The sequence below is a fragment of the Mycolicibacterium austroafricanum genome, from assembly GCF_000612725.1.
Taxonomy (GTDB): Bacteria; Actinomycetota; Actinomycetes; order Mycobacteriales; family Mycobacteriaceae; genus Mycobacterium; species Mycobacterium austroafricanum.
In genome coordinates, this window is the sequence record NZ_HG964452.1 from 450,365 (window position 1) to 469,690 (window position 19,326).

21 protein-coding genes are annotated in these 19,326 nt (G+C 68.6%); 13 read left to right on the plus strand and 8 right to left on the minus strand.

The genetic code is table 11. The features are described 5' to 3' along the window. Nucleotides 1-7 precede the first annotated feature (7 nt). Nucleotides 8-1,270, plus strand: a complete 1,263-nt coding sequence (locus BN976_RS12605; RefSeq protein ID WP_011781954.1) for an aminodeoxychorismate synthase component I — start codon at nt 8-10, stop codon at nt 1,268-1,270. On the opposite strand, the gene rsmI is transcribed toward BN976_RS12605, so the two are convergent. Continuing rightward, a complete protein-coding gene (rsmI, locus tag BN976_RS12610) occupies nt 1,240-2,076 on the minus strand; it encodes a 16S rRNA (cytidine(1402)-2'-O)-methyltransferase (protein WP_011781955.1) in 837 nt (278 codons plus the stop codon). The two genes, BN976_RS12605 and rsmI, sit on opposite strands and share 31 nt — an antisense overlap. 24 nt (nt 2,077-2,100) lie before the next feature. Between rsmI and BN976_RS12615 the strand changes: the two genes are divergently transcribed. Next, on the plus strand, nt 2,101-3,678 hold the full coding sequence (locus BN976_RS12615; RefSeq protein WP_036371047.1) for a dolichyl-phosphate-mannose--protein mannosyltransferase: 1,578 nt from the start codon (nt 2,101-2,103) through the stop codon (nt 3,676-3,678). 76 nt (nt 3,679-3,754) lie between these two features. Here the strand turns inward: BN976_RS12615 and arcA are convergent, their stop codons facing one another. Continuing rightward, nucleotides 3,755-4,963, minus strand: a complete 1,209-nt coding sequence (gene arcA / locus BN976_RS12620) for an arginine deiminase (RefSeq protein WP_011781957.1) — start codon at nt 4,961-4,963, stop codon at nt 3,755-3,757. A 46-nt stretch (nt 4,964-5,009) separates the two neighbouring features. Between arcA and soxR the strand changes: the two genes are divergently transcribed. After that, entirely contained in the window at nt 5,010-5,444 is a 435-nt protein-coding gene (soxR, locus tag BN976_RS12625) for a redox-sensitive transcriptional activator SoxR (protein ID WP_011781958.1), read from the plus strand. A 107-nt stretch (nt 5,445-5,551) separates the two neighbouring features. Next, nucleotides 5,552-6,163: an alpha-ketoglutarate-dependent dioxygenase AlkB family protein gene (locus BN976_RS12630; protein WP_036371049.1), complete on the plus strand. Its 612-nt coding sequence runs from the start codon at nt 5,552-5,554 to the stop codon at nt 6,161-6,163. A gap of 1 nt (nt 6,164) precedes the next feature. Here BN976_RS12630 and BN976_RS12635 read toward each other — a convergent pair whose 3' ends face one another. From BN976_RS12635 to BN976_RS12645, 3 genes are read right to left on the minus strand one after another with little or no spacing between them, the layout of a single operon-like run. Next, nucleotides 6,165-6,839: a DUF5642 family protein gene (locus tag BN976_RS12635; protein ID WP_036371051.1), complete on the minus strand. Its 675-nt coding sequence runs from the start codon at nt 6,837-6,839 to the stop codon at nt 6,165-6,167. 28 nt (nt 6,840-6,867) lie between these two features. Then, nucleotides 6,868-7,521, minus strand: coding sequence for a DUF5642 family protein (locus BN976_RS12640; RefSeq protein WP_011781961.1), 654 nt, complete (start codon nt 7,519-7,521; stop codon nt 6,868-6,870). A 43-nt stretch (nt 7,522-7,564) separates the two neighbouring features. Then, on the minus strand, nt 7,565-9,055 hold the full coding sequence (locus BN976_RS12645) for a PE-PPE domain-containing protein (RefSeq protein WP_036371056.1): 1,491 nt from the start codon (nt 9,053-9,055) through the stop codon (nt 7,565-7,567). Nucleotides 9,056-9,268: 213 nt separating this feature from the next. On the opposite strand from BN976_RS12645, the gene lpqN reads away from it, so the two are divergent. After that, a complete protein-coding gene (lpqN, locus tag BN976_RS12650; RefSeq protein ID WP_011781963.1) occupies nt 9,269-9,958 on the plus strand; it encodes an envelope biogenesis lipoprotein LpqN in 690 nt (229 codons plus the stop codon). 7 nt (nt 9,959-9,965) lie between these two features. Here the strand turns inward: lpqN and BN976_RS12655 are convergent, their stop codons facing one another. After that, entirely contained in the window at nt 9,966-10,787 is an 822-nt protein-coding gene (locus BN976_RS12655) for a shikimate 5-dehydrogenase (RefSeq protein ID WP_011781964.1), read from the minus strand. Further along, nucleotides 10,784-11,782, minus strand: a complete 999-nt coding sequence (locus BN976_RS12660) for an acetyltransferase Pat (protein WP_011781965.1) — start codon at nt 11,780-11,782, stop codon at nt 10,784-10,786. Before BN976_RS12660 ends, BN976_RS12655 begins: the two co-directional genes overlap by 4 nt. Nucleotides 11,783-11,944: 162 nt before the next feature. Here BN976_RS12660 and BN976_RS12665 point away from each other — a divergent pair, with 162 nt between their 5' ends. The 6 genes from BN976_RS12665 to BN976_RS12690 are packed head-to-tail and all read left to right on the plus strand — an operon-like array spanning nt 11,945 to nt 15,788. Continuing rightward, on the plus strand, nt 11,945-13,027 hold the full coding sequence (locus BN976_RS12665; RefSeq protein ID WP_011781966.1) for a GGDEF domain-containing protein: 1,083 nt from the start codon (nt 11,945-11,947) through the stop codon (nt 13,025-13,027). 22 nt (nt 13,028-13,049) lie between these two features. Further along, complete coding sequence (locus BN976_RS12670) at nt 13,050-13,475, plus strand: cupin domain-containing protein (RefSeq protein WP_036371058.1); 426 nt, start codon at nt 13,050-13,052, stop codon at nt 13,473-13,475. Nucleotides 13,476-13,501: 26 nt separating this feature from the next. Continuing rightward, complete coding sequence (locus tag BN976_RS12675) at nt 13,502-13,882, plus strand: carboxymuconolactone decarboxylase family protein (protein ID WP_011781968.1); 381 nt, start codon at nt 13,502-13,504, stop codon at nt 13,880-13,882. A 3-nt stretch (nt 13,883-13,885) separates the two neighbouring features. Further along, entirely contained in the window at nt 13,886-14,770 is an 885-nt protein-coding gene (locus BN976_RS12680; RefSeq protein WP_011781969.1) for an NAD(P)-dependent oxidoreductase, read from the plus strand. A 47-nt stretch (nt 14,771-14,817) separates the two neighbouring features. After that, nucleotides 14,818-15,309 (plus strand): MarR family winged helix-turn-helix transcriptional regulator, encoded by a 492-nt coding sequence (locus tag BN976_RS12685; protein WP_011781970.1) that lies wholly within the window; start codon nt 14,818-14,820, stop codon nt 15,307-15,309. A gap of 44 nt (nt 15,310-15,353) precedes the next feature. Then, a complete protein-coding gene (locus BN976_RS12690; protein WP_011781971.1) occupies nt 15,354-15,788 on the plus strand; it encodes a DUF5313 domain-containing protein in 435 nt (144 codons plus the stop codon). Nucleotides 15,789-16,036: 248 nt separating this feature from the next. Here the strand turns inward: BN976_RS12690 and BN976_RS12695 are convergent, their stop codons facing one another. Next, nucleotides 16,037-16,396, minus strand: a complete 360-nt coding sequence (locus BN976_RS12695) for an Rv2640c family ArsR-like transcriptional regulator (RefSeq protein ID WP_036371061.1) — start codon at nt 16,394-16,396, stop codon at nt 16,037-16,039. A gap of 98 nt (nt 16,397-16,494) precedes the next feature. Here BN976_RS12695 and BN976_RS12700 point away from each other — a divergent pair, with 98 nt between their 5' ends. Further along, the gene (locus BN976_RS12700) at nt 16,495-16,974 is read left to right on the plus strand and encodes an ArsI/CadI family heavy metal resistance metalloenzyme (RefSeq protein ID WP_011781973.1); all 480 of its coding nucleotides are present in this window, start codon (nt 16,495-16,497) and stop codon (nt 16,972-16,974) included. 432 nt (nt 16,975-17,406) lie between these two features. Continuing rightward, nucleotides 17,407-18,933, plus strand: coding sequence for an HNH endonuclease signature motif containing protein (locus BN976_RS12705; protein ID WP_036371062.1), 1,527 nt, complete (start codon nt 17,407-17,409; stop codon nt 18,931-18,933). Nucleotides 18,934-19,326: the final 393 nt, after the last annotated feature.

Consider the following 19,326-nt stretch of genomic DNA (forward strand, 5'->3'; position numbering starts at 1 on the left):
TGGGTCGGTGCGCATCGAGCGGCTCGGCGATCTGGGCAGTGCCCCGACGGTGCTGCGCACACTGGCCGCGGCGGCGTCCGCGTCCGGCATCGCACCGCCGGCCGCACTGCTCGGGGACTGGTTTTCCTCACGCGCGGTCATCGCGCCGTCGCTGATCGCCGGCGAGGTCGCGCCGCGGGACGCCTTCGCGGTCACGCCGGGCAGCCGCTGCGACGGGCCGGTGGGCGGCGGATGGTTCGGCTATCTGTCATATCCCGACGGCGGGGCCGACGGGCTGGGCCCGCGCATCCCGCAGGCGGCGGGAGGCTGGGCCGATACGGTGCTGCGGTGCGACCGCGACGGAGTGTGGTGGCACGAAAGCCTCAGCGGCGCAGCACTTCCGGGATGGGTCACGGAGGCCGTGCAGTCGGTTCCGGATCCCCGTGACGCCGTCGTCACCTGGGGTGAACCCGACCGGCACGCACACCGGCGTGGCGTGCTCGCCTGCCTGGAGGCGATCGCCGCGGGCGAGGTGTACCAGGCATGTGTGTGCACGCAGTTCGCCGGGGTGCTCGCCGGCGCGCCGGTCGACTTCTTCGCCGAGGCGGCCGCACGTACCGTTCCGGCCCGCGCGGCGTTCGTGGCCGGCGACTGGGGCGCGGTGGCGTCGTTGTCGCCGGAGCTGTTCCTGCGGCGCTGCGGCGAGGCCGTCACGTCGAGCCCGATCAAGGGGACGCTGCCGGACTTCGCGGACCCGGCGACCCTGCGGGCGTCCGTCAAGGACGTCGCGGAGAACATCATGATCGTCGACCTGGTGCGCAACGACCTGGGCCGCGTCGCCCGCACAGGTTCGGTGTCGGTGCCCGAGCTGCTGGCTGTGCGCCCGGCGCCCGGCGTGTGGCACCTGGTGTCGACGGTGTCGGCACGGGTGCCGGAGGACACCCCGACGGCGGTGTTGCTGGACGCGACGTTCCCGCCGGCGTCGGTGACCGGCACGCCGAAATCCAGGGCCCGCGGACTACTGACCGGCTGGGAACCACATCGACGTGGAATTTATTGCGGCACAGTCGGTTTAGCGTCGCCAGTGGCCGGTTGCGAATTGAACGTGGCGATCCGCACGGTGGAGTTCGGCGCCGACGGTAGCGCAGTGCTCGGGGTCGGCGGCGGCATCACCGCCGACTCGGATCCGGACCTCGAGTGGGAGGAGTGCCTGCACAAGGCGGCGCCGATCGTCAACGCCGTGCCCGTCGCCGTGCCCGTTCAGCCGCGCGCGCGCAGCACCGCGTCGTAGAGCTCCCGCTTCGACGGGGACCCGGGAGTGGCCGCGACCACTTGTGCGCACGCATCCTTGACCCGCATCCCGTCGTCCACCAGCCGGTTCACCTCGGCCACCAGCGCGTCCGGGTCTGCCGTCGGCGTCGCCCCCTCCAGCACCACGGTGATCTCGCCGAGCACGCCGTCGGCCGCCCACTCGGCCAGCTCACCCAGCCGGCCGCGCACGATCTCCTCGTGCGTCTTGGTCAGCTCACGGCACACCACCGCCCGACGGTCGGGACCCAGCACCTCGACGGCGTCACCCAGAAGTTCGGCCAGCCGGCGCGGTGACTCGAAGAACACACAGGTCCGCGGCTCAGCCGACAGCGACCGCAGCCAGGTCCTGCGGGCCGCCTGCCTGCGTGGCGCGAATCCCTCGAAGCAGAACCGCTCCGCGGGCAGGCCGGCGACCGCGAGTGCGGTCGTCACCGCCGACGGACCCGGCAGGCACTGCACCGGAAGGTCGTGTTCGACGCACGCCGCCACCAGTCGGTAGCCCGGATCGCTGATCAGCGGCATCCCGGCGTCGCTGACCAGCAATACCGTCGCGCCGCCCTTGATGTCGTCGAGCAGGGCGGGCACCCGGGACGCCTCGTTCTGGTCGTAGAGGCTGACGATGCGACCCACGGGCTTGACCTCAAGGGCCTGCGCGAGCGTGCGCACCCGGCGGGTGTCCTCGGCGGCGATCACATCGGCGCTGCGCAACGCCCGCACCAGCCGCGCCGACGCGTCCGACGGCTGTCCCAGCGGCGTGGCACCCACCAACAGTCGTCCGGCCGTCATGCCAGACAGCCTACGATCGCAGGCGTGACCGCCCCGACCGACCAACTCGAGAGGAGCGGTCGCACCGTCCCGGTCATCAGCCCCGGACCGGTCGCGCCCGTGGCCGATTTCGGCCCGGTGGACAGATTGCAAGGCTGGGCGATGACCGCCGTCATCACCGCTCTGGCCGCCGTGACACGGTTCCTGAACCTGGGCTCCCCGACCGACGCGGGCACCCCGATCTTCGACGAGAAGCACTATGCGCCGCAGGCCTGGCAGATGGTGCACAACGGCGGCGTCGAGGACAACCCCGGCTACGGGCTGGTGGTGCACCCGCCGGTCGGCAAGCAACTGATCGCGATCGGCGAGGCGATCTTCGGCTACAACGGCCTGGGCTGGCGGTTCTCCGGTGCGGTGTGCGGTGTCGTGCTGGTGCTGCTCGTGGTGCGCATCGCGCGACGCATCAGCCGGTCCACCCTTGTCGGGGGCATCGCCGGCCTGCTGTTGATCGCCGACGGGGTCAGCTTCGTCACTGCGCGCACGGCGCTGCTGGACGGTTTCCTGACGGTGTTCGTGGTGGTGGCGTTCGGCGCTCTGATCGTCGACCGCGACCAGATCCGCGAACGCATGCACATCGCGTTCGTGGAGGGCCGGATCGCCGAGACGCCGTGGGGGCCGCGGCTGGGTGTGCGATGGTGGCGCTTCGGCGCAGGGGTGCTGCTCGGCCTGGCATGCGCGACGAAGTGGTCGGGCCTGTACTTCGTGATGTTCTTCGGCGTCATGACGGTGGCGTTCGACATCGCCGCCCGCAGGCAGTACCGGGTGCCGCGGCCGTGGCTGGGTACGTTCCGCCGCGACGTGGGCCCGTCGCTGTACGCGCTGGTGCTGATCCCGTTCGGGGTCTATCTGGCGTCCTATGCACCGTGGTTCGCCTCCGAGACGGCGGTGGACCGCTACCAGGTGGGTCGTTCGATCGGGCCGGACAGCGTGCTGCCGATCCCGGACGCGTTGCGGTCGCTGTGGCATTACACGTATGCGGCATACCGGTTCCACTCCGGGTTGACCAACGCCGACGGCAACCACCACCCGTGGGAGTCCAAGCCGTGGACGTGGCCGATGTCGCTGCGCCCGGTGCTGTACGCGATCGACACCGAGAACGTGTCGGGGTGCGGGGCGCAGTCGTGCGTGAAGGCCGTGATGCTGGTCGGCACGCCGGCGATGTGGTTCCTCGCGGTGCCGGTGCTCGCGTGGGCGGTGTGGCGGGCATTCGTCAAGCGGGACTGGCGCTACGCGGTGTTGCTCGTCGGCTACAGCGCGGGCTTCCTGCCCTGGTTCGCCGACATCGACCGGCAGATGTACTTCTTCTACGCCGCGACGATGGCGCCGTTCCTGGTGATGATCATCGCGATGATCCTGGGTGACATCCTGTACAAGCCTGGGCAGAACACCGCGGACGTGAGGAGCAGTCTGTCCACCGAGCGCCGCACGCTGGGGCTGCTGGTGGTGTGCTTCTACGTCGCAATGGTGGTCACCAACTTCGCCTGGCTCTACCCGATCCTGACCGGCCTGCCGATCTCCCAGCACACCTGGAACATGCAGATCTGGCTGCCGTCCTGGCGCTGAGTTCCCGCCGAAATTGCATTCCAGCAGGCCCTCACTCGAACTTCCACTGCTGGAATGCAATTTCGGCGGAAACAAACTAGAGCGGGTCGCGGCCGGCCGGGCATGACATACAGCGCGGCCCGCCGCGGCCGGTACCGAGTTCCGAGGCCGAGATCGGCAGCACCTCGATACCCGAATCTGCCAGGCGCGCATTGGTTTCGGTGTTGCGCTCGTAGGCGACCACCACGCCGGGCGCTACCGCCAAAGTGTTGTTGCCGTCGTCCCACTGCTCGCGCTCGGCGGTGACGGGATCCAGCCCGGTGTCGATCACCCGCAGCTTGGCGATTCCCATCGCGTCGGCGGCCGCGTCGACGAACGGTGCGGCACGGTCGATCTTCACCCCGCCCGACTCACGGCGAATCGTGAAGGCGGTCAACGAGTCCTGGATGTTCGGGTACATCACCACCGCATCGGTGTCGACCATCGTGCACACCGTGTCCAGATGCATCTGGGCGCGCTCCTGGGCGATCGGCACCGCCAGCACCGTATGCGCGAGGTCGTCGTCGAACAGGCTGCGTGCCAACGCTTCCGCCCCGGCAGGTGTGGTGCGCTCCCCCACGCCGACCGCCACCACGCCGGGCGCGAGCAGCAGCACGTCGCCACCCTCGATCGGTGCCGACCGCGACTCGTAGGCCCGCCGCACCCCGAGAAAGCGGGGATGGTGGGCATAGATCAGATCGGTCAGCGACGTCTCCCGCACCCGCGCGTGCATCGACAGCGAGGTGATCGCCACCCGCGGACCGATCCAGAACGACGAGTCGCGGGTGAACAGCAGGTTGGGCAGTGGGTCGATGACGAAGTCCGCACCGTGGTGCATGCGCCGCACCAACGACAACTCGTTCTCCCCGAACGGCAACTCGTCGAACGTCATGCCCGCCATCAGGATGCGGGCCAGCGCAGCCGCGTCCAGTGTGCGCAGGTACGCCGAAAGTTCCTGGGCCAGCGGCACACCGAGACGGCGGGAATCGACGGCAGCGGAGATGCCGTGCATGCGGGCCGCGCCGCTGTTGGACAGCGCCTCGGTCAACAGCACACCGAGCAGCAGCACCTCGACCCCCCGCGACCGCAGCAACTCGGCGAACGCGTCATGCTCCTGCTGAGCCCTTGCCACCCAGGGCAGCCCGTCGAAGAGCAGGGTGTCGTTGTTGCGGGGAGTCAACCGCTGCAACTCAGGCCCCGGGCGATGCAGGATGACGACCCGAAGCCTGCCGACCTCCGAATTGCATCCCAGCGTCGCATCCGTCACATCTAGCACCGTAACGCCAAAAGTCACCTCAACTAGGGTTGAGGTCATGGAGTCGGCCCACGAACTCACACCGGGCGAGATGGCGGTGCGCAGCGGGGTGGCCGTGTCGGCCCTGCACTTCTACGAACGTGAGGGACTGATCAGCAGCAGGCGCACCAGCGGCAACCAGCGCCGCTACGCGCGCGACACGCTGCGCCGGGTCGCGTTCATCCGGATGTCGCAGCGGCTCGGCATCCCGCTGGCCCGCATCCGCGAAGCCCTCGCGACACTGCCCACCGATCGTGTACCCACCAGCAAGGACTGGGCCAGGCTGTCGGCAGGCTGGCGGGAGGATCTCGACCAGCGCATCGTGCATCTCCAGCGGCTGCGCGACAACCTCGCCGGCTGCATCGGCTGCGGTTGCCTGAGCCTGAAGGTGTGCGCGCTGGCCAATCCGGGCGACGTGCTCTCCGAGGAGGGGCCGGGGCCGGTCCGCCTCTGACATTTGCTCCTCGCGTGCGCAGAAGACATCTGCTCCTCGCGTGCGCAGAAGACATTTGCTCCTCGTGCGCAGAATATTTCGAACGCCTGTGCGATAGACTTCGGGCCATGGAGCCGGCTCTGCAAAGCGCTCTCTTCGACCACTCCGAGCGCCGCGACCTCGGCGACGGCGCGTGGCTCGAGGTCCGGTCCGGGTGGTTGTCCCAGGACGGTGCGGCCGACGACGCCCTGTTCGGCGAACTGCGCGATCAGATCCCGTGGCGCGCCGAAAGGCGACAGATGTACGACCGGGTGCTCAATGTGCCGCGCCTGGTCAGCTTCCACAACCTGGTCGACGCCGCGGCCCCGCATCCGCGCCTCAAGCAGCTGCGCAGGCGGCTCAACGACGCGTACGCCGGCGAGCTCGGTGAGCCGTTCGTCACGGCAGGCCTTTGTCTGTACCGCGACGGCGACGACAGCGTCGCCTGGCACGGCGACAACATCGGTCGCAGCAGCACCGAGGACACCATGGTCGCCATCGTGAGCTTGGGTGCCACAAGGGTTTTCGCGCTGCGCCCGCGCGGTGGCGGCGCCCCCTCGTTGCGGATACGGCACTGCCACGGCGACCTGCTGGTGATGGGCGGATCGTGCCAGCGCACCTGGGAGCACGCGGTTCCGAAGACCGCCCGCCCGGTCGGGCCCCGGATCAGCATCCAGTTCCGCCCGCACGACGTCAGGTGACTCAGGCGCCCTTCACCAGTTCGACGGTCTGCGCGACGAGAGCGCGGGCCCGCTGGGTGTCGACCCGGGCGGCGGGCTTGCCGTCGACGACGAGCGGGTTGGCGGTGACGATCACGATGAAGGTCCCGAAATGAGCCACGTAGTTGTAGAGCTCGCCGGTGCGCGGTCCCTGCTCTGAGGTCGTCTGCAGCACCCGGTGTGTGCCGACGGTACGGACCCCGTCGATCTGCGGAGCCTCCACGACCTCGACAAGACCGCGGAGTCCGGGGCCGGTGAAGGTGACCTTGCCGCACTGATCGGTGGGCTCGTTCACCGGGACCGGCTCCGAGGTCTCCACCGCGAGGACGATGTACCGCACGCCGTCGCCCTCGGCGGTGGTGGCGGCCATGTTGCCCTTGACGCCCTCGGGGATGGCCTGCTGGCCGGCCGACGTCCCGCAGTCGGCGGGGTCGAACGTCAGCCCCGGGGGCAGCTTCTGCGCGGTGAGGTAGCGCGGGTCGATCCCCGCGGGACCGACGGAGTTCACCGTGAACGGGGCGGGGAAGCTGGACTTCAGCTCGGAAACCCGGGCGATATCGGCGTTCGAGAGGTCCGCTGACTGTCCGGCGCTGCACGCGGCCACCAGGCCGGCGCACACCACCGCCGCGACCGCCCGATGTTTCGGTGGGTTCGACATCGCCGTCAATGTACCTGCGTGGCCGGGCTCAGCCGCGCAGCGTCGACACCGTTTCGGCGAGCAGGTCCGACGCGAAGCCCGGTGCGAGGGCTGGATCCGGAGACCCGGGGTCGGTGACGACGGCCACGAAACAGACGTACCCGTCCAGGTAGGCGACGAAAGTCTCCGAATGCGAGCGGGTTTCGGTTCCTCCTTCGACGACGGTGGTGGCGGTCCCGCTCATCCCGACGGTCTGCGCCGAGGCGACGTCCGGACCGGGGACGCCGGTCACCACGCCCGTCGTGTGCCCGGACACCGCGGTCCACCGCGCACAATCGGCGCGCACCGCCGTAATGGGGGGGCCCGCGGCGCCTGCCACCACCGCGTACACGATCCCGCCCGGGCCCGACGCCGACCAACCCCGCGCGGTGCCGGGGTCGACCGCGGGTGCCGCCAGCGCCGCACACGGCGCGGGATCGGTGACGGGCGAGCCGCGAAAACCCCACACCGCGAACGGCGCCGGCGGGCCGGTGTATGCGGCCACCTCGTAGCCGTCGGGCAGCGCGTCGCGGGCGCGGTCGATGCGGGTCGGATCGATTGTGAGCCGGGCCGTCGTCTGCGAGGCGGGCGCGGGTGCCGGCCCGGACGACTGGGCGCAGCCGACGCCCGCCAGGGCCAGCGCGCACACGGCGATCAGCCTCACGGGCTGTTGATATCACGGGGCGGGCGCCGCGGGGGCGCGCCACTCAGGCGGCCTCGGCCGTGTCCTCATCCGGTGGTTCGTCAGCCTCGTCGGTTTCCGTCGGAGTCGTTGCGGCACCGGCCTCGCCGTCGTCGGCGGACGCGTCACTCCCCGGGTCGGACTTCTCCGGCGCCGGGTCGGCCTCCACGGGCGCCGGGTCGGACTCCACCGGCGCCGCGTCGGGCTCCACCCGGTCGACGGACTCCGCACCGGCGGATCCCTCACCGGCGGATCCCTCACCGGCGGCGCGTCCACCGTCGTACTCGACAGACTCCGGATCCTGTTCTGGCACAGCCGGTTCCACACTCTCGTCGGGGACGGCCGGCTCGGGTTCGGCGGGCAGGTCCGGGCCTCCGACGCCGAACGCCCCGGGCTCGGTCGTTCCCAGCACCCGCCCCAACCCCAGCCCCTCGGTGAGGTTGTCGACCGCCACCGGGATCGACGCGACGAGCCGGGCCGCCAGCCCGACGATGTCCTTGATCGGCCGCCAACTGGCGCGTGTCGCCACGCCGGGGCCGACATCGCGGTCGTAGGCGTCCTCGATGACGACGCGCAGCGGTGCGTCGATCGCCTTCAGGATCGGCCGGGGCACGAAGAACGCGAAGGGCTGCAGCAGCGGGACGAGGTCGGTCTCGACGAGGTAGTAGCCGGTGTCGCCCTGGCGGCCCTGGAAACGCGCCTGCGCCAGCGGGATGTCGACGGCGCTGCCGTGCAGCAGGGCGTATCCGAGCAGCGCGTTGACCGTGGCCACCAGGTTGAGCGGACGCACCGGGAAATCGCCGCCGAGACCGTCGTACTGCCGGGCGACGTCCACGGTCGGATAGACATGCCTGCCGTCGGGCAGGACGGCGCTGTCCGTCGGCGACGCGCCGGGAAAAGGGATCTCCAGGATCGGGATCGTCGGCCAGCCGTGCAGCCGCATCAATATTCCGCCGTTGGGCCGCATCGGGTTCGCGACCAGCATGAAGGACACGCTCGGGTCACCGGGCTGGTACCGCTGGATCAGATCGAGTTTGGCCAGCGAGGCGATCACGGCGCTCTGCGAATACCCGAACGCCATCATCGCGTCCCCGGCCCGGGGTGCGACGGCATGCGGCCGGATGGCCGGATCATCGTTGAACACACAGTCCGTTTCGGCGCCGAGGCACCGGTGCAGGTTCACCAGTCCTTCAGCCACAGACCTGGCGAAAGTGAGCTGCCCGATCGGGAAGAACTGTTCAGGGGTGTACACCGCGACGGCGTTGGTCACCGGGCCGGACGCGTCCGCGAACGCCGGATCGAGATGGCCGGTCACCGCGTTGTCGAGATAGGCGGTGACGAACGGCGGGGCGTCGGCGGGTTCGGCCAGCGGGTGGAACGACCCACCCATGATGAGCGCGGTGGTGTTCGACGTGAGCGCGACCACGACACCGGACAGCGTCCACGACAGCGGAAGCGCCGCCACGCTCGCGAGCACGAGAAAGAGTGCGGCCAACGGGCGAATGATCAATCTCATGTCCCGACCCCCCAACCATCGCGTCGGTACAGGCAACATGTACCACCGGCGGATCGGCTCCGGACGGTTTCGGCAAACACTGTCCCGGCCTGGGCCAGCAAATTCGCTAGCCTTGCATGAAATCCCCCGTTTCAGCTCGATATGCTGCGCTGTGATCCGGCCGTCGTTGCGCACAAGCCCGTCGACACCCGTGGCCGGCGAACAGGAGACGACATGACCATCGCCACGCGGGCGGGCGTCGCCGCGATCGCCGCCGTCGCGCTCGGAATCGGACTGTCCGCCTGCGGTTCGGACTCCACGGACGAGAAGCCGAGCGCCGCCTCGTCTTCGGCGACATCGGAGACCGCGGCCAGCCCGGCGTCACCGACGCCGGCCGCCGGACCCGGTATCACCCTCGCCCAGTACATCGAGGAGAACGGCATCGCCGAAACCCCGGTGCTGCGTGGTGATCCGGGCGCGCCGACGATCAATCTGCCGTTCCCGCAAGGGTGGGAGGCCGCGGGGCCGCGCGCGCCCCAGGGGGCCTACGACGCCATCATCTACACCGCAGGCCCGCCGGGGGCCCAACCGGCCACCATCGTCGCGTTCGTGACGAAGCTGACCGGCAACGTGGACTCGGCGAAGATCATCGAATACGCCCCCAACGAGACCCGCAATCTGCCCGGGTTCGAGGGTGCCGACAAGGGCGAGCCGAGCAATCTCGGCGGGTTCGACGCCACCCAGATCGGCGGTTTCTACACCAAGGACGGCGTCAACCACCTGGTGGCGCAGAAGACCGTCGTGATTCCGGCCCAGGACGGGCTGTTCGTGCTCAAGTTGATCGCAGACGGCACCGAGGAGGTGGCGTATCCGTTGATGGAGGCCACCTCGGCGATCGACGAGCAGACCACGATCACGCCCTGAGCCGCCGTCAGGCCCGCGACAGCGCGGACGCTTCGGCGATCTGTTCAGGGGTCGGACGCACTCCGGTGTAGCGCTCGAACTGTTCGGCGGCCTGCAGCGCGATCACCTGCGCGCCGGTGATCACCTGCGCCCCCGCCGCCCGGGCCGCCTTGATCAGCGGTGTCTCGGACGGTAACGCCACCACGTCGAAGACGGTGTCGGCCGCGGCGATCGCGGCCGCGCCGAACGCCAGTTCGCGTTGTTCGGGTGCACCCGCCATGCCGATGGGTGTCACGTTGACGATGATCGGCGCGGTGACGGTGCCGACGTCGGCGACGTAGGTGTAGCCGAGCCGGTCGGCAAGCGCGTGACCGCTTTCGGGGTTGCGGGCCACCACGAAGCCGGTGCGGAAACCGGCTCCGGCGAACGCGGCACCGACCGCCTTCGCCATGCCTCCGCTGCCGCGGATCATCACGGTGTCCTCAGGGTCGAGCCCGTGTTCTCCGATGAGTTGTTGCACCGCAAGGTAATCGGTGTTGGATGCGGTGAGTCGGCCGTCATCGTTGACGATCGTGTTCACGGATTCGATGGCTTGCGCCGAAGCCTCGACATGATCGACCAGGTGCAGCACATCCTCCTTGAAGGGCATGGACACCGAGCACCCGCGGATGCCGAGTGCGCGCACGCCACCGATGGCCGCGACGATGTCGGTGGTGGTGAACGCCTTGTAGATGAAGTCCAGACCCAACACCTCGTAGAGATGGTTGTGGAACCGGGTGCCGATGTTGCTAGGGCGACCCGCCAGCGAGATGCACAGTCTGGTGTCCTTGGTCAGCGGCGGCCGCGTCATCCGGCAGCCCGGATCACCTGCCGCGCCAGACCGCGGATCTGGGTCACCAACTCGTGCGACAGGCCGAGTTCGCCGACCTCAGGCACCGGGATCTCGGTGGTGACGACGCCGAGGTCATCGCGGTGCCACACCGCGCCGAAACGATCGAGGATCGACCTCATGGCGTAGTTCTCACTGAGTACCCGGGCGGTGAAACGTTGCACGCCGTCGTATCCGGCAGCCACCGAGATCGCACCCATCAGAAACGTGCCGATCCCCCTGCCCTGATAGGCATCGGCCACGATGAACGCGATCTCCGCCTGCTCCGACCTGTGCTCTTCACGGACGAAGCGGACGTCGGCGACCACCGGCCCGTCCGGCCCCTCGGTCAGCACGAACACGAAGTGATCCAGGTAGTCCACCTCGAACAGATAAGCCAGCAACGACTTCGACGGCGACCGTACCGACTGGAAGCGCCGGTAGAGCGTCTCACTGGAGAACTCGACCGGGCCCCCGACGGTGCGCTCGACATCTCCGGGCAGCACCGGGCGCAGATACAGGACGGTACCGTCGCGCATCTCGACGGGGACGGGTGTGACGAACGCGGCGACGCGCTGCCGCGCGGTGCGCACCAGCCGATCCATCATCCCGGGTACATCCAGCATGGTCGCGAACGCCTCACGACCGCCCACCCAGCCGGTCAGCGGCTCGGTGGCCACCACCGTGGCGGTCCGTGGGGCGTCGCGCAGCAACGCGATCTCGCCGACGATCAGACCGGCGGTGAGTTCGGCGACGGTGTCGTGGCCGTCGTCGCCGCCGTGCACGACCTCGGCACGGCCGCTGCCGATCAACAGGAAGGACACCGCCAGTTCGCCCTGCTGCATGAGCACCTGGCCGGCCGCGGCCGTCAACGGGCGAAGTTGCGCGGCCAGCGGTACCAGGGCCTCGACGCTGATCCCGTCGAAAACGGTCAGCGCTGCGAGGTCATCGGCTCGCACAGCGGTCAGGCCGGACACATCCACGAGGCTACGGGCGCGCGCGAACGCCGGGCAAGGATCCGGCCAGACCGCCAGCTTATGGTCCGATGTGAGTTGCATCGCGATCGGCGGGATCCGGCCCCTACCCGCCTCTGGAGGTATTGGATAACGGGACTGTCAACGGCGACGAGATGGTGTGCGATGCAGTGGGATCAGCGGCGCGTTGATCACTACGAGTGGTTCAGCGGGTTTCTCGATGCGCGGGGCGCCAAGCCGGCCGTACGCCTGCTGATCGCATCGATCGCGCTGCTGATGGCGGGTTCGGTCCTGCTGCTGATATTCAGCGCGGGCGGTCCGGAGGGGCAACCGCAGCGGGCGATGATGTGGCTGTCGGTCGCCGGCGGCGTCGCCGGTGTGATGTTGTGGCTCTGGCACTGGCCGTCCCGCCTGCAGTCCGCGGCGTTCGCGACGGTGACGGCGTTCTCGGTTGCGTTGGCCGGCCTGGCCTATCCGGACCCGCTCGCCGCGCTGCTCGGCTGCATCGCCTTCACCACCAACGGCGCGTACCTGGCCTTCTTTCACACCACACGGCTGCTGCTCGGCAATATCGTCATCGCGATCGGGGTGGCGACCGTCGAGGCGATCCAACTGGCCGCCCAAGGGCGGATCGCGCTGGCGGCGGTCGATCTGTTCCTGGTGGTGCAGATCAACATCGCCGTGCCACTCGCGATCCGTATCCTGCTCCATGCGTTGAGAGGCGATCTGCACTACGCCGACCACGACCCGCTCACCGGACTTCTGAACCGACGGGCCTTCCGCAGGCAGATACTGAGCCTGCTGGCCCGCAGTCACGGCGAGGGTCGCTATCTGGTGGTGGCACTGATGGATCTCGACCACTTCAAAGCGCTCAACGATGCACGCGGACACATCGCGGGCGACCAGGCGCTGATCGCAGTGGCTGACGCGTTGCGGACCACCGCGACGTCGACCGCAGTGGTCGCCCGCAGTGGCGGCGAGGAGTTCCTCATCGCCGACGTCACCGGATCCCCGTCGGCGGCGGCCCACTACCAGCAGGTCTGTGACGCGATCACGGCATTGCCGGTCGGGTTGACTGCGAGCATCGGCACGGCTGTCGCGGCGCTGCGCGATGTTCCCGTCGAGGCGTTCGAATCGACGATCGACCGCCTGGTATCTGCTGCGGACATGGCGATGTACCGTGCAAAACGCAACGGGGGCAATCAATGTCACCATCTTGACGCCTGGCCGCCGCCAGGGCCGGCCTAGCGCCGGCAGAAAGCGAGGAAAAGTGCGGACGTTGATCACCGGGGTCGACGCTGACGGCAGGTCGTGCGTCGTCAGCGCGGACGAGTTGGCGCTTGACCAGCTGGCGCCGGGCTTTGCGATGGGCATACCGTTCGCGACGACCGCCAGCCCGCCACCGGCCCGTCCCGACGGGGCCGCTCCGCTGATCGACCAGGGCATCGCACCGGGCCTGGCCCGCTGGATGATCGTCGAACTGGGGCCGGACTCCGAGACGCCGATGCACCACACCGACACACTCGACCTGGAGACGGTGCTGTCCGGCAGCGTCGACCTCGTCCTCGACGACGGGGCGCACCGCCTCGAGCAGGGCGATCTGGTGGTCCTGGCCGGCGTCGACCATGCGTGGCGGGCCGGGCCGGACGGCTGCCGGCTCAGCGCGGTGCTGATCGGCACGCCACCGCCGGCCTGATCCGACACCCAGAAACGGAGAGCGATATGGACCCGCAGACTTATGAGTTGGGCCGGCAGATCCGGACGACGGTGCTCGGTGCCGACTACGTGCAGCGGGCAGCCTCCGACGCCGACGACTTCTCCCAGCCGTTGCAGGATCTGGTCACCGAATACTGTTGGGGCGCGGTGTGGGGACGGGACGGCCTGCCACTCAAGACCCGCAGCATGCTCAACCTCGCGATGATCGCGGTGCTCAACCGGCCGCAGGAGCTGGCCACCCACATCAGGGGCGCGTTGAACAACGGGGTCACCCGCGACGAGATCCGCGAGATCTTCCTGCAGGTCGGAATCTACGCGGGCATCCCGGCAGCGGTCGACAGCTTCCGGGTGGCCAAGACCGCGTTCGCCGAACTCGAAGCGGAGTAACCGATGAACACCGAACTCGGTTTCGTCGGGCTGGGGAACATGGGATTTCCCATCATGACCCGACTGGTCGAGGCCGGGCACCGTGTGCTGGTCTTCGACACCCGGGCCGACGTCGTCGCGCAGGCGGTGCGGGCGGGTGCCGAGGCCCGCACGTCGGCCCGCGACGTCGCCGACCGCGCCGAGACGGTGCTGGCCAGCCTGCCCACCCCGCAGGTGTCCAACTCGGTCGCCTCCGAGGTCGCCGAGGGATCGCGGGTGCGCCGGTTCGTGGATCTGTCGACCGTGGGACAGCAAGCGGCGCAACGCAATCGGGAGGTACTCAGCGCACGGGGCATCGCGGCGCTGGACAGCCCGGTGAGCGGCGGCGTGCACGGCGCACGGGCCGGGACTCTCGCGGTGATGGTGTCGGGACCGCGCCCCGAGTTCGAGGCCCTCGCATCGGTGTTCGCGGTGCTCGGGCGGGCGATCTTCGTCTCCGAACAACCGGGCGCGGCGCAGACGATGAAGTTGATCAACAATCTGATGGCCGCCACCGCACTGGCCGCGACCGCCGAGGTCATGGTGATGGGCGTCAAGGCGGGCCTGGATCCCCAGGTCGTGATCGACGTCCTGAACGCCGGGTCGGGCGGCACGCACGCCAGCCGCGACAAATTCCCCCGCGCCGTGCTCCCGCGCACCTTCGACTACGGGTTCGCCACAGGGCTGATGACCAAGGATGTTCTGCTGTACCTGGACGAAGCGCGCGCGCTGGGCACTCCGGTGGCCCTCGCGGAATCGGTGATGCGCCTCTGGGAGCAGACACAGGACGAGGAGGGGCCGTCGTCGGACTTCACCTCGGTGGTCAAACCCCTGGAACGGATCGCCGGCGTGACGATCGGCCCGACGTGACGCACACGATATTGCTAGGGCGCTAACAATTAGCGCACGATGTAACCATGGCCACGCCCGCCGCCCAGGAGCTCGACCCGCTCGCGCTGGAGCGCCAGGTCTGCTTCGCGCTGGCGGCCACCAACCGGGCTGTGCTCGCCATCTACCGGCCACTGCTGGAGCCGCTGGGACTGACCCATCCGCAGTACCTCGTGATGTTGTCGCTGTGGGATCAGCAGAAGCGGTCATCGGGGCGGCCGTCCCCGATGTCGGTCAAGCAGATCGCCAGGACGCTGCAGATCGATTCGGCCACCTTGTCGCCGATGCTCAAGCGCCTCGAGGCGATCGGGTTGATCACCCGGGCACGCAACACCGCCGACGAGCGCTCCACCGACGTCCAACTCACCGATGCCGGTGCCGAGCTGCGCCGGCGCGCGCTGGACATCCCGGCGGCCGTGATCGAGCGCCTCGGCGTCGACGTGGCCGAGCTCGAGCATCTGCACGAAGTCCTGACCCGCATCAACTCGGCCGCCGTTGCGGCCGGCGCGCTGCAGTCGTGAACCACCACCAGCAGTCGTGAACCACCACCAGAAGGAAGTCACCGATGCCCCTCGATGAGCCGCAAGGCACTGACAAACCGACCATGTGGCAGTACCTCACGTACTGCTACGGCCGACGGCTGCCCGCGTCGATGAACCGCTGGGTCGCCGAGGATCTGGCCGGCGACGGCGCGGTGCGCAGGCACATGATCCGCTACGCCATCCCCCCGCTGCTGATCCTCGCGCCACTCTGGCTGATTCCCGCACCTATCTACATGCGCCTTGAGATGACCGCGCCGATCTACATCTGGGCGCTTCTGATGGCCCTTGCACTGAACAAGGTGTGGCGCAGGCACCGGTTGGCCAAGCACGGCATGGACCCCAACCTGGTCGACGTGATCAAGCGCAAGAGGGACGCCCAGATGCACGAGGACTACGTCCGCCGCTTCGGGCCGCGACCCGACGACGCCCAGGCGCATTCCAACAGCAGTCCGTTCTGACGGACCGTTCCCGCACAGGTTTGCCCGGGTCGGCCCGGAGTACGCGAACGTCAGCGGAGGACCACGAAGCGGTCTGGTTGCGCTCGGCGCCTCTGCGAGGCGGCCGCTCGGGGTAACCACCAGTGTTGAACACACAGCGCCGGGCTGGGTGGTCGCCGCATCGGAGTCACCGAAAACCTGACGGCTGCAAGCACATTCGACTCAGGGTGCGGACTGCGAGGCCTCCGCCTGGCCCCTTAGGCTTCCCCTCAGGCGCAGCAGTTCGGGTCCAGCACCACGCACAGCGCGCCGATCGCGTCGCGGTGCGGCCGGTGGTAGACGTTCATCCCGCGACGGTCTGATTCCACCAGCCCTGCCCGCCGAAGCTGGCTGAGATGGTGACTGACGGTGGACTCCGTCAGGCCCAGGACCTTCGCCAGGCTGCCGCTGTTCTCCTCCCCGGCCGCGGAGCTGTAGAGGTGGGACATGATCTTCACCCGCGCCGGGTCGGCGAGCGCCTTCAGGCGAAGCGCCACTTGTAGCGCGTCTTCATCGCTCATGGGTCCCGCCGCAACGGGTGCACAGCACACCGGCGCGGAGATATCGATGCTAGGCAGCGCTTTCGGCATGACCCGATTATGCCAGTCTGTTGACATATATCAAAAAGGTTGGCACGATGACGGCAGCGCGCTTCTTCGATATATGTCTCACAGGTAGGAGAATCCTCATGTCCCGCGTTCAACTGGCCCTCAACGTCGACAACCTCGACGAGGCAATCTCGTTCTACTCCAAGCTCTTCAACACCCCACCGGCCAAGGTGAAGGAGGGGTACGCCAACTTCGCCGTCGCCGAGCCGCCGCTGAAACTGGTGCTGCTCCAGAACCCCGGAAAGGGCGGCACCATCAACCACCTCGGGGTCGAGGTCGACTCCAGCGACACCGTGCATTCCGAGATCGCCCGGCTCGCCGGTGAGGGGCTGTTCACCGAGGAAGAAATGAACACGACGTGCTGCTTCGCGACGCAGGACAAGGTCTGGGTGACCGGACCGGCCGGCGAGAAGTGGGAGGTCTACACCGTGTTGGCAGACTCCGAAACCTTCGGCGTCAGCCCCGGACACGCCGACGGCGGCACCGCCGAGAGCGGCGTCTGCTGTGGCGGCGCCGCGACGGACGCTGCGAAGCCGGCGACGCTGAACGCCTGCTGCTGAACGGCTGCTGCTGAACGGCTGCTGCTGAACGGCTGCGCTGGCCCCGGCGAGTTGAATAACCACTCGCCGGGGGCCAGCGGGTCCGCCGACATATCTGCGGCCGGCAGCAGCACCGATCGCCTCGACGCCGCGCTCCAAGCCCCCTGCGAACGACCTGAAGAATCCCGGACCGCTCGAACCTGTTCTGGACTTGTGGGCCTGACGGAAGAACTGGTGAAACGTCGCGCGATTGGCCGAGTAGATCGCCGGCTCTGATCACGCCACCGATTCGACCCCTCGTCCGGTCACCGATTCGACCCCTCGTCCGGTCACCGATTCGACCCCTCGTCCGGTCACCGACTCGACCCCTGACATGGACCGGGGACAGGATCGCGAACCTGCGAGCGAGAATCCGTTCGTCCGCCGACGGTTGGTCCATTTGTCGGTGGTCGAATGTATGTTCGAGCTATGTCGGGAAGCGACGTACAGGCCGCGGTCACCGCGCTGCGCACTGCGTTCGACGACATGGCGGCGTGTGATGTCGACCTGCTGACTCGGCCCGATCTCGTTGCGGCTCTTGATGAGCTCGAAACTGTGGGGTGTCGACTGCCCGCGTTGAGTTACCGGTTGTTGGCGCGGTTGCAGGCCGAGACGACCCCGCCCCAGATGGGTGCCAAATCCTGGAAAGAGGTCCTGGCAGTCCGTTGGCGGATCTCGACCAGCGAGGCGCATCGCCGGCTCACCGAGGCCGCGGTGTTGGCGCCACGCCAAGCCATGACCGGAGAAGCGTTGCCGCCGGTGCTGCCCGCGACTGCGGCCGCCCAAGCCCACGGGCTGATCAACGCCGAGCATGTCGAGGTGATCCGCAAAGCCATGGCCAAGTTGCCCGGCTTCGTGGACACCGCGACGCGGGAGCGCATCGAGGTCGACCTGGTCCGCACCGCCGTCGGCAACGGCCCCAAAGAACTCAAAGACTCCGCGGACCGGACCTTGTTCCTGCTCGATCAGGACGGACCCGAACCCGACGAGCGCGAACGCGCCCGCAAGCGCGCGGTCACCAAACACAAACAGCGCGAGGACGGCATGGTCGACGTGTCGGCGACGCTGACCCCGGAAGCCTGGGCGGTGTGGGAGGCGATCTTCGCCAAATTCGCCGCCCCCGGGATGTGTAATCCCGACGATCCTGAGCCGTGCACCTCAGGCACGCCGTCACAGGCCCAGATCGACCACGATCAGCGCAGCCTGGCTCAACGCCAACACGACGCGCTCCTCGCCGGCGGGCGCATCGCACTGATGAGCGGACAGTTGGGGCAGCTCAACGGGTTGCCGGTGTCGGTGATCATCCGCACCACCCTGCAAGACCTGGAATCGCGCGCCGGGGTCGGTGTCACCGGCGGCGGCACGGTGATGCCGATCGCCGAGGTGATCCGGATGGCCGGCCACGCCCACCACTACCTGGCCGTGTTCGACCGCGCCACCGGATCAGCGCTGGATCTGTTCCGCACTCGACGGATCGCCTCCCCGGCCCAGCGGATCATGCTGATCGCCCGCGACGGTGGGTGCACCAAACCCGGCTGCCCCGTCGGCGCCTACGGCTGTCAGGGCCACCATGTGGAGGCCGACTTCGCCCAAGGCGGCAACACCAACGTCGACGAACTCGGCCTGGCCTGCGGGCCCGACAACCGCGATGTCAATGACCACGGTGGCTGGACCACCCAGATGAACGAGCGCTGCGAAGTCGAATGGACCCCACCGCCGCCACTGGACACCGGCCAAGCCCGAATCAACAACTACCACCGCCCCGAACGACTCCTACGCCCACCCGAGGAACCAGAACCTCACAGCGACAACGACATTGCGGCGACGGCCAAGCCGGCCGAAGGTAACGAGATCGGCGACGCCCAGCCAGGCGCCCCACATCCGGCCGACAACCCCGGTGAACCCGGCGGACCCGCACCACCAGACAACCAAGCGGCCTGACCGCCGCGCAACGACATTTGACTGCCGGTTGGCGACATCCTCGAAATGCCACTCAGCCACGCGGATCGTGCGCGGGCCTTTGCATTGCCAGGAGTGGCGCACGTCGGTGACCGCACCGGTCTGTCCCGCACGCTCATCGGTGAGGGCGACCAGTTCCAGCGCTCCGCACACGCACAGCGCTGCTCAGAACCACAAAGCCCACCCAGCCGGCGGTCGAATCGGGTTTCCGAGAAGTGGAGCCAAGGGCAGAACTGTCGAACCCAGACATTACCGACCGGATATTCCGCCTGACTTCGCCAAACCGTCAGCCCGCCAAGAGCGACCAGTGCACGGCCGCCGGGATGGAGCCGGTCATCAGCGGCGCTGATTGACAGGAACCAACGGCCGATGCGA